Below are 10,930 nucleotides of genomic sequence, written 5' to 3' on the forward strand. Positions count from 1 at the left end.
GGAGTGGGTGGATATTCCGCACCGCTTCTGGAACCGGGACGTATGACGGTGGCAAATCTTTTAAAAGAGCAGGGGTACAAAACGGCAATGATCGGAAAATGGCATCTGGGAATGGAGTTTGCCAAATTTGATCATTTTAGAGAAGCCGAAGAATTTGAGGCAAGTGACGGAGTGGACTACGCCGGAGCGATAAAGGGATCTCCGGTAGATCATGGTTTTGATTATTATTTTGGGATCAGCGGGTCTCTGGATATGCCTCCTTATGTCTACATTGAGAATGATCATTTTACGGCTAAACCGGATCATGAGACACAGAATACAGGCAAGCAATTTTGGAGAAAAGGCCCCGCAGCACCGGGATTTGTACATGAACATGTTCTGGACGAACTTACAGACCGGGTATTGGGGAAGATTGAGGAGTACAAAGAAAATCCGTTCTTTATATATTTTCCCATGCCTGCCCCCCACACACCGATTCTGCCGGCAGAAAGATTCCAGGGAAAATCAGGAACGAATGCCTATGGAGATTTTGTATTGCACTGTGATGACGTAACCGGAAGAATTACGAAAAAGCTGGAAGAACTGGGGCTTTTAGAAGATACAATTATCCTGTATACCTCGGATAACGGATGCTCCCCAATGGCGGATTACGAAGAGCTAAAAGCAGCTGGACACAATCCCAGCTATGTATTCCGGGGAACAAAGGCAGATATCTATGAAGGCGGACATAGAGTACCGCTGATGATGCACTGGCCTGAGATGGCAGAGAAAGGCGGCGTATGTGACAGGGTTGTATGCCTTAGTGACCTGATGGCGACGCTGGCTGAGTATTTTGACTATCCATTGCCGGAAAATGCAGGGGAAGACAGTGTCAGCAATCTGACGCTTTGGAAGGACCCCAAAGGACCGGAGGTCCGCAGAGATGTGGTACATCAGAGTATTGATGGTTCCCTTTCCATTCGAAAAGGGATGATGAAGCTGGAAATGTGTCCGGGCTCGGGCGGCTGGTCAGCTCCCAAACCGGGAGAAGAGGATCAAAGCCTTCCCAGGTTCCAGCTGTATGATTTATCAAAGGATATCGGGGAGCAGATAAATGTAATAGAGCGGTATCCGAAACTGGCAAAGGAACTGCGGGATCAGTTAAAATCATACATATTAAATGGAAGAAGTACGCCGGGACCACGACAGAAAAATGACGGACAGGAGGTATGGGAGACCATACTATGGATGACGGAGCCGGATGATATACAGCTTCAGATGTATCAATAAAAAATGTCACAGCAGGGATTTGTAATTGCGGAAAATTACATGTCCCTGCTATTTTCGTTTACCTGGAATATTCCTCTGCAACGCGCATTGCAATTTTTTCCCATTCCCAGAGTCTCTTTGGATCATATCTCACTGTGGACACATCTTTGAAAATAAGTTCCACATGGCAGCTTCGATCTGTAAGGTCCATAAATTCCCTCAGGTCTTTTTCTGCCTGGATGGGATCAAAGGCATTTCCTGCTGCAATAACCGGATTCGGCTTTCTGCTGATTACGTAATCAGAACCAATTGCGTCAATTATTTTCTTACTGTTATTCCAGGGAGATGCGGAGACCTTTCTGAGGTTGGGGATGCGGTGCAGTACATCCATTTTAATATCCAGGGGTTCACAACATCCATAGTAAGTTAAGCCAAAGCGTTCCAGCCATTTCAAATCGTGTTCCACGGCAAATTCCCAGTGCATCTCAGGAGAGACAGTAGAGAAAATCTGTGCGTTGGAACACCCCCACATATTTTTCGCCATAACATGAGAAGAATCAAAATCAGTTCCCGGAAGCTCTGTCGTATAGCCATATCCACCGGAGCCTATTCTGGTATTGTTATTATCCAGTGACAGCAGGTTCATGGCTTCCAGCTGGTCCATTTCCCGCATCCATGCCTGTACCATACGTTCGTAAATGTCATGCACCATATCCGGGCGCAGAATCAGGTCCATAATTGCTTCCTGAATGCCCCACCAACGTACCAGATAATCCCAGGGAGTATACCAGATGTGCTTTCTCCCCACTTTTTTTACGGGTATAATTCCGGCAAATATTTCATTCATGGCGGCAAATGTTTCTTCGGTTACCTTTACATCATGGGTTACAACCGGCATTTTAATTTTATCTATATCTTCCGGTTCGGAAATCTGGATTTTAAAATGCCTGGAGACAATATCGTTATCCTGATCGGTTGATACACAGGTCACATCTTCTTCAATGCCAAAACCGGTGGATGCAATAGCGAGAGGAGATTCCATATAAGGATTCACAACCATATCGCCGGGGAAATGATTCCACTGATAGATTGTTTTTCTCATTTCATCTTCTAATTTTCTTGCCCAGGGCTGCCGGCATCTCAACGTTAATTCTTCATTTACATTCAATTCGTGCCAGGGAACTTCATTGATCCAGACCATTGGTTTTACGGATTTTCTGTCATTTAATAAAGTCCAGTTCTTTGCATTCACTGCATTTCTGTCATCGGCGGATATTTCTGCGATTCGATACCCCAGGGTGCGCAGAATATCTTTATCCGAGTCGATAAAACGGATCCTGTTAATTTTTGTATTCTTATCTTCTTCCAACATATACATACCTCCCGGAGTTGTTCTTTTCTAAAGGGTACCATGAACAGAAAAAAGCCACAACACTGCGGTGTGACTTTAAGGTTGCACCATGTGACTTTTTCGGTAGATGCTAGGTGGAATGTCCATATAATTGCGAAAGGCTCTGGAAAATGATTTTTCATCTGCATAGTCTGCGATCCGGCAGGCTTCCGACACAGTAGCCCCCTTTGCCAGAGCAATGGCTGCCTGATTTAAACGGGCGGCATAGAGATACTGGTTGGGAGACATCTGAAAAGCAGCTTTGAATTTGCGGGAGAAATAGGAACGCTCCATTCCCGCGTATGCTGCCAGATCACATACGGTAATGTGGTCGGATATATGAGAATCGATGTAATCCAGTACGCTTTTCATAATAGGATGATCTGTTTTCTGCAGGGGGAGTTCTTCACCAAGCAGTGTCAGGAATATATCAAAAAGCTGTTCCGTTTCCGAATAATATCTGGCATTTCCCATAAAGGAACGCAGACTTTGCAAAACAAAATACATGGGTGTATTTTCTATTATTTCTACAATTCCCAGATCAATATAGAAATCCATCTTGATCTGAATGTGGAACCAGAGAACCTGAAGAGGGTCTTCCTGGACATGCCATAGGGAATAGGGCTTCATTAAAGGCAGAATATAGAAAGAACCTGGTTCCAGCCGAATTTTCTGGTCCCCCTTTTTGAGATATGCTTCTCCGCCGTAAATATAGTACATGCGGTAAAACAAGGCATTTTCGTCTGTCATGCCCCAGTCTTTGGAACAGACCGTATAATCACTTTGAAGCAGGGTGAATTCATGATTCATAAAAGCAGCCTCCTTGTATTATTCCGGCGAGCAACGAGCCAAACGGACATGCTGGCGCGTCCACTTGGCGACTGCCGCGAGGGTCAAATACCCCGCTGGGAGCATCGGGGTATTTGACTGGCTGATTATAGTTTAGCATTTCACGATGGTAAAGTCACTTTCTTTTTTATTGTCTGTTGATTTGAAGCATGAATTTACAATAAAAACATTGGGATTTATCAAACGGTAAGGCGGAGCTTTATACTTTTCAACATAAGAATATAAGGAAGAAAATGAAAAAGAAAGGTATAAAAACACACAAAGAATGACGGCAAAAATATCAATAAAGTAAAAATATTAACGGTAATGTAAATATATTTCATAGACGTGATTATACATAATTGCTAAAATATCATTATCAGTTAGCGCTAATGTGAAAAAAATATACGAAGAACCGAAGTAGGAGGATTTAGGATGAAAAAGAGAATCATAAGTATTTTATTGGCGGTTACGATGTTATCTGCGACACTTGCAGGATGTGGTGGAGATGCGGGGGATACAGGAGATGCCGGGGAGAAGACCAGCAGTAATTCTAAGGAGGCTCAGGAGACAACAGCTGCAGGGACGGACTCTGCAAAAGGTACGGAGGAAGAACAGCCTGCAGGAGACGGTGAGCCAGTTAAAATCAAATTTTTGAACCGCTGGGCGGAAGATACGGTTCTGGGAGCAGCGATTTATAAAGCCTGTCAGGATTTTATGGAAGCCAATCCCAATGTTGAGATTGAATACGACGCCGTAGCAGGAGCGGACGATACGCAGTTCTATGAAAAGATGAAAACAGCGGCAGCTACAGGAGATATGTACGAATTGTTCCAGAATTATGGCGGCAGTACCATCTATTCTTACGTGGAAAGTGATGTTCTCTATGATCTGACTCCTGAGTTTGAAAACGACAAGGAGTGGAAAGATAACTTTTTAGATCTGTTCAGTATGTGGGAATATCAGACAAAAGAAGGCGTATACGGGGTTCCGTTTACAGACTTTGCTACGGTCCTCTATTGCAATAAAGATATGTTTGAAACCAGAGGTCTGAAATATCCGGAGACAATATCAGAATTTGAAGCAGTTTGTGATAAATTCCTGGAAGAAGGGATCACTCCGGTTCCAATGTCAGGAGAAGGCTGGCGTTTTGCACATCTCCTTTCCGGTCTGGTTATGAGAAAATATGGCGAGGATTATATATATGACCTGGCAAATGGAAAAGAAAAGTACACCGGGGACAAGATGCTGGAGTTGGTAAATCTAATGAAATCCTGGCAGGACAAAGGATATTTCGGGGAAAATATTGCATCCCTGGATTCTGCTACAGAGCAGGCTCTGTTCTCTACAGAGAAATCCCCGATGATTGCAATCGGAACCTGGCAGCCCACTAATATTCTGGAAAATAATCCGGAATTTTTGGAGAGAAAAGGTGTAGATGTAATCTGGTTCCCCGCATTTGACGATAAAATGGATTTAAAAGGAGGATCCATGGGAGGTCCGAATGAAGGTTTGTCCATAGCTAAGAAAGATGACGCAACTACCGCAGCAACGGTTAAGCTGGTAAAATACCTTACTTCACCGGAAGTGGTAACAGAGATTTGGAAAGCCGATCCCACACAGATCTTTGCCGTTAAGAGCGCAACACCGCCGGAAGAGATGAATTATTTAACAAAAGACTGTATTAATCTGATTAATAATACAGCGACAGGTTTAATGCAGGAAATTGACATGTACAGCACGATTGCTTCTTTACAGGACAGACTGAGAAATTCCCTGGCAGGTATGGTGGCAGGGAACTCTCCGGAAGCTGCAATGAAAGAGGTTCAGGACGAAATTGACAGTCATAATTAAAATCATGCGCGGACAGGAGATAAGCCTGTCCGAGCATATAAAGGGGGACTTTCCATGAAATGGATAAAAAAATATTATGTGCCGTTTCTCATGATTCTTCCGGCATTTCTATTGATTGCATTTATGTTTTTTACACCGATTATCCAGACCGTCTATCTGTCTTTTGTGGAATGGAACGGCATTTGGCAGACACCAAAGGAGTTTGTAGGATTCAGTAATTATAAACGCATGTTCAGCGATCGTGTATTCTGGATCTGTATTCGAAACATGTTCATTTATCTGGTACAGGGTGTCCTGATTCAGGGACCCATTGCCTTTTTACTGGCTATGTTTATATCTAAAAAAATCCGGGGGCTGCGCGCATTTAAATTTGCTTTTTTCCTTCCGGTTATTATTCCGATGACAGCAGTAGCAATTATGTGGAAATTTATTTTAAATCCCAACTGGGGTTTAATTAATGATATGATCCGTATTTTAAATCCCGATTTTAACATGGATTTTCTGGGCAATCCCAATATTGCAATGTATTCAGTCGTACTGGTCAGCGCATGGGTATATATCGGTTTAAATATGGTTATTTTCTCTGCGGGCATGACAGCGATTCCGGAAGAGTTATATGAATCGGGAGAACTTGACGGGGCTACCGGAATGAAAAAGATTTTCTATATTACCCTGCCGATGATGAAAGAAAGTTTAAAGGTGTATGTGATTCTTATGATTACCGGTACCCTGAAGACTTTCGATCTGGTATTTGTCATGACAAAAGGAGGACCAAATGAAGCCACACAGGTGCCGGCAGTTAATATGTATCTGCAGACATTCTCCTATGGGAAATTTGGCTATGGTGCAACGATTGCCACATTTATTCTGGTTGTGGGTCTGATTGGAAGTCTGATTGCAAACAAGTATTTGGTCGCAAAAGAGTAGAGGAGGGGAGACAATGATAGTAAAAATGAAAAAGAAAATTCTCTATATACTGGCGATATTGTGGGCTTGTATGAATATTATTCCATTGATTGTTGTTATATTGGGATCTTTTAAAAATACCAACGAAATCTATATGGGACCCTTTCAGCTTCCGGAGATATGGAGTTTTAAAAATTACGATAAAGCAATCCTTCGTTCCGGGGTCTTAAAAGGTATTTTCAATTCCTTTACCTATGCGATTATATCAGTTATTCTGATCATGGTAATTGCACTTATGGCGGGGTTTGTGCTGTCAAGATTTAAAGGTAAACTGATTGAGGGATTAAATATTTATTTCATACTGGGAATTCTGGTTCCTGTTCAGGCAACTTTTATACCACTGGTAGGAACAATCGGGAAACTGGGGATGCAGAATAATCCAATTACCATGATTACAATATATGTGACGTTTAATCTTCCAATGTCCATCCTGCTCATTACTGGCTATATGCGGGGGATATCCAAAGAGATTGATGAGGCGGCAACCATAGACGGAAGCGGGACCTTTGGCATCTTCCGCAAGATGATTGTGCCCTTGTCCCTTCCGGCGATATCCACAGCGGGCATACTGGCATTTGTAAATATTTACAACGACCTCATCTTTGCAACGCTGTTTATTTCAAAACCCAAATTTCAAACCATAACACAGGTAGTCAATAGCTTTTCTGCGCAGTATAATACAGATGTAGGAGCAACTTTGGCAGCAATGGTGGTAGCAATTATTCCAATGATTGTCATTTTTATGTGTTTTCAGGAAAAGGTGATCGCAGGATTATCAGCCGGAAGCGTAAAAGGGTAATGATTTAGTGTAACTACATAAGGTGCATGCACGAAGGGACGTAAGAAGGGGCAGAAAGCAAAGATGAGATTACTGAGAAAGTTATTTAATGGAATATCGTTACAAAAGAAAATTTTCATATTGCTGGTGCCTTGCATGACAGGTATGCTTCTGGTAATGCTGCTGCTTGCAGGGGTATATTCCAACAATATGCTGGTAGAAAAAATGATTGATAATTCCTATCAGAACCTGAATGTAATCTCAGAAAAATTAGATCTGCTGACACAGAATATAGAAAGCTATTCGGTACTGGTATTGACTAATAAAGATGTGCAAAAATGGCTTGAGGGTCAGAAAAAAGCCAATTATTCTGTGAAACAGGACGTCTTTGCATATCTGCTCAATATCATCAAGTCTAATTGCATCAGTAATCTGATCATTCATACCTATCATGATACGGGGGAAGCTTTTTCTGTCAATAAGTTTACCGATGGAGACAGGAAAAAAGAGGATACTGATTTTGTAAGGCAGTTTTATAACATGGAGGAAAGTTATTTATGGAAACTGAATGCGGATTACCATTTTACATCCATGCCCCTTTCAGCAGGAAAATGTGTAATGTCATATTATCGCAAAATATATAATGAAAATACAGTTGAAGTAGTAGGCTGTGTGGAACTGATGGTGGATGAATCGGTAATTACAGAATTGTATGAGAATATTCGCCTGGCGGATACAGGACATTATGTGATTCTGGATCTGACCGGAAAAGTAGTTTCTTATAAAGAAAAGGGGGAGCTTGGAAAAGACTATTCCCATAAGGAATATTATAGTGCCATCAGCCAGTCAGAAGGTAACCATAAAATTACCATGAAGAATCAGGAATACCTGATCACGAATAAAATGTATAAAAAACTCGGCTGGAATATAGTAGGCATTGTTCCGGTTGATGAAGTAGTGAAGGACAGCCAGAGGCTTCAATTATTCTTACTTTTTCTGGGAGGTTTTTTTATAGTTCTGACAGTATTTCTGGGAACATTTCTTGCTAAATATGTATCGGATCCCATCATACGGCTGAAGAAAATTATCATTCAGATCGGGGAGGGCAGAAGAGATATCAAGATCAGCCAGGACCGGTCAGATGAAATCGGAGAGCTGTTTAAGGCTTTTAGCAGGATGATCCAAAAAAATGATGATCTGATGAAAAACCTGCTAGAAGAACAGAACCGAAAAAAGGAATATGAGTTAGCCCTGATCCAATCCCAGCTAAATCCTCACTTTTTATACAACACGCTGGAATGTATCTGTGGTATGGCATCTTTGAACAAGACAGATGACATTATTTTTGTAGTGAAAGAGCTGGCATTTTTTTATCGCGGTGTTCTGAGCAAGGGAAATAAAGTGATTCCTGTGAAAACAGAATTAAATATTATTGAACGATATTTTAATATTTTAAAATACCGCTATCCCAATAAACTGCATTATGAGATTGAGTACCAGAAAGAAGCAGAAAACTGTTCTATTTTAAAGCTGTGTCTTCAGCCAATTGTTGAAAATGCAGTGCTGCATGGACTCAGAGGGAAAAAGAATGACTGGAATATAAAAGTTCAGGCTTATATTGAAAATGGCCAGGTAATTCTCTGCGTATATGACAGCGGCATTGGAATGGACAGCGAGAAAATCAAAGATGTATTTAACCAGGATGAATGGGATAAAGAGAAAGTCAATTTTGGCATTAAGGCAACAGATGAAAGAATAAAATTGTGTTATGGTATGGAATACGGTATCCACATTGAAAGTGAACTGGGTAAATTTACAAAAGTTTATTTTGTCTTTCCATGCAGTACCGTAGAACACGATCTTAGCACAGATATTCGATAGATTACATTTAAATTTGACGCTTATAGCAATCTTCATAATTACTGCCACAGTTCACCAAACCAGTTATGCACATGATTGCTATAATAGCAGGGAAGAAGTGAGGCAGATATGTATCAGATCTTAATTGTAGAGGATGAATTCTATGCCAGACAGCGATTAAAAAGCTGCATAGAATGGGAAAAATATGGTTTTACCATTGCCGAAGAAGCTGAAGACGGGGAAGAGGCGCTGGAAATATTGTCGGAGAAAAAGATCGATTTAATGATTGCCGATATTGAGATGCCGATAATCAATGGGATAGAGCTGACAAAAAAATTGTATGAACAAAACAGTATTGTAAAAATAATATTCTTGACGGGATACGATGATTTTTCATATGCCCAGAATGCCATTCACTATGGCGTAAAAGAGTATTTGCTAAAGCCTGTGGAGGAACAGGATCTGAAAAAGGTTCTGGAAAAAATAAAAAATATTCTGGATGAAGAACAGCAGGCAAGCCAGCGGAATATTTTGGGAGAAATGTACGATAAGAAAATGAAAGAGGATTTGCTGGATAAAATGTATGAGGGAAGGCAGGAAGAAGTGAGCAGCCAGCTTGCAGAGATTTTTGCATATGCCCAGGAACATTATGCGACTCCGGAAGAATTTAATAGTTTATCCCAAAGCCTGATGAATACCCTGAATGAATTCTGCAGTAAATCAGAAAGACAGAAAGAGAAGACACAGGAGATACCGCACTTTACTCCTTATAAAGAGTTTTTAATAAAGTTGTTCTTGGAAAAGCTCTGCCAGCAGGGAGAGGAGAGAAATTCCGGTACAGAAATAATCGTTGAGCTAGCCAAGCAATACATAGATCTTCACTATCAGGAAACGCAGCTTTCCCTGACTGTGATCTCAAAATCATGTTATGTGAATCCTTCCTATCTAAGCCGCATATTCAATCAAATGACAGGTACGTCAATTCCATCTTATATAAAAGAACTGCGCCTTGAGAATGCGGTTCGGATGATAATGGACGGGAGTAACTGCATTGATTTGCTGGCAGCGAAAAATGGTTTTCAGAATGCAGGTTATTTTAGCACCTGTTTTAAAGAGAAGTTCGGTATGCGTCCCTCGGAGTATATTAAAAATATGGAGCAGGTGAGAGATTAGCCTATGGGGGGTAGTTTGCAAATTAATATGTTCGGAGTTAAATTTTCATTGTATTTAGAGGTCATTAAAAATATAGATCATAAATTATGATAGATGGGAGAATGTATAGGATGAGTGTACAGCAAAAGGTTCAAGAAGAAGGTAAAGAAAAAGATATCGAAATAGGGAAGGAAGAATTAGAATTACTGAATTGTGTACAGGAAAGGATCCGGATGAGACTGGAGGAAGTGGAGCAGGTAATTGGGCAGGGTCCTTATCAGGATACCTGGGAATCTTTATGTGGATATGAAATACCAAAGTGGTACCAGGATGCAAAATTCGGAATATTTATCCATTGGGGTGTGTTTGCCGTTCCGGCATTTGGAAGTGAGTGGTATCCCAGAAATATGTATTTGAAAGGAACTCCCGAATATGAGCATCATTTAAAAACTTATGGTGCTCATGACCAGTTCGGTTACAAAGACTTTATTCCGATGTTTCAGGCAGAACATTTCCGTGCAGATGAATGGCTGGACTTGTTTGAGCAGTCGGGTGCCAGATTTATTATGCCGGTTGCTGAACATCATGATGGATTTCAGATGTATGAGAGTGAGCTTTCCAGATGGAATGCTAAAAACATGGGACCCAAAAGAGATATCATCAGAGAGCTAAAAGATGAAGCAGACAAACGCAAGATTACATTTACGGTTTCTGATCACCGGGCAGAACACTGCTGGTTTTTCAACGGAGGAAGGGAGTTTGAGTCCGATGACAATGATCCGGCTTTTGAGGATTTCTACTGGAAACAGCAGGATGGAGGAGATTTAGACGGAAGTGTGACACACGATATATAT

The 10,930-nt window shown here is 41.2% G+C and carries 9 protein-coding genes; 7 read left to right on the forward strand and 2 right to left on the reverse strand.

From position 1 onward, the window contains the following. Positions 1–1,269 (forward strand): arylsulfatase (locus ACH2DQ_RS05010; RefSeq protein WP_395025809.1); only part of this gene is annotated, 1,269 nt, incomplete at its 5' end. A 58-nt stretch (positions 1,270–1,327) separates the two neighbouring features. On the opposite strand, the gene ACH2DQ_RS05015 is transcribed toward ACH2DQ_RS05010, so the two are convergent. Together ACH2DQ_RS05015 and ACH2DQ_RS05020 are read right to left on the reverse strand one after the other, a co-directional pair. After that, positions 1,328–2,620, reverse strand: a complete 1,293-nt coding sequence (locus ACH2DQ_RS05015; protein WP_394914512.1) for a hypothetical protein — start codon at positions 2,618–2,620, stop codon at positions 1,328–1,330. A gap of 75 nt (positions 2,621–2,695) precedes the next feature. Further along, complete coding sequence (locus ACH2DQ_RS05020; RefSeq protein ID WP_394914513.1) at positions 2,696–3,448, reverse strand: helix-turn-helix domain-containing protein; 753 nt, start codon at positions 3,446–3,448, stop codon at positions 2,696–2,698. A 453-nt stretch (positions 3,449–3,901) separates the two neighbouring features. Here ACH2DQ_RS05020 and ACH2DQ_RS05025 point away from each other — a divergent pair, with 453 nt between their 5' ends. The 6 genes from ACH2DQ_RS05025 to ACH2DQ_RS05050 form a co-directional block, all read left to right on the forward strand. Then, positions 3,902–5,320, forward strand: a complete 1,419-nt coding sequence (locus ACH2DQ_RS05025; RefSeq protein ID WP_394914514.1) for an ABC transporter substrate-binding protein — start codon at positions 3,902–3,904, stop codon at positions 5,318–5,320. Positions 5,321–5,374: 54 nt separating this feature from the next. After that, on the forward strand, positions 5,375–6,247 hold the full coding sequence (locus ACH2DQ_RS05030; RefSeq protein WP_394914515.1) for a carbohydrate ABC transporter permease: 873 nt from the start codon (positions 5,375–5,377) through the stop codon (positions 6,245–6,247). A 13-nt stretch (positions 6,248–6,260) separates the two neighbouring features. Continuing rightward, on the forward strand, positions 6,261–7,085 hold the full coding sequence (locus ACH2DQ_RS05035) for a carbohydrate ABC transporter permease (protein WP_394914516.1): 825 nt from the start codon (positions 6,261–6,263) through the stop codon (positions 7,083–7,085). A 63-nt stretch (positions 7,086–7,148) separates the two neighbouring features. Beyond that, a complete protein-coding gene (locus ACH2DQ_RS05040) occupies positions 7,149–8,945 on the forward strand; it encodes a sensor histidine kinase (RefSeq protein WP_394914517.1) in 1,797 nt (598 codons plus the stop codon). A 108-nt stretch (positions 8,946–9,053) separates the two neighbouring features. Then, entirely contained in the window at positions 9,054–10,097 is a 1,044-nt protein-coding gene (locus tag ACH2DQ_RS05045) for a response regulator (protein ID WP_394914518.1), read from the forward strand. A gap of 110 nt (positions 10,098–10,207) precedes the next feature. Next, on the forward strand, positions 10,208–10,930 hold a 723-nt coding region (locus tag ACH2DQ_RS05050), incomplete at its 3' end, for an alpha-L-fucosidase (protein WP_395025814.1).

Source organism: Robinsoniella sp., assembly GCF_034124845.1.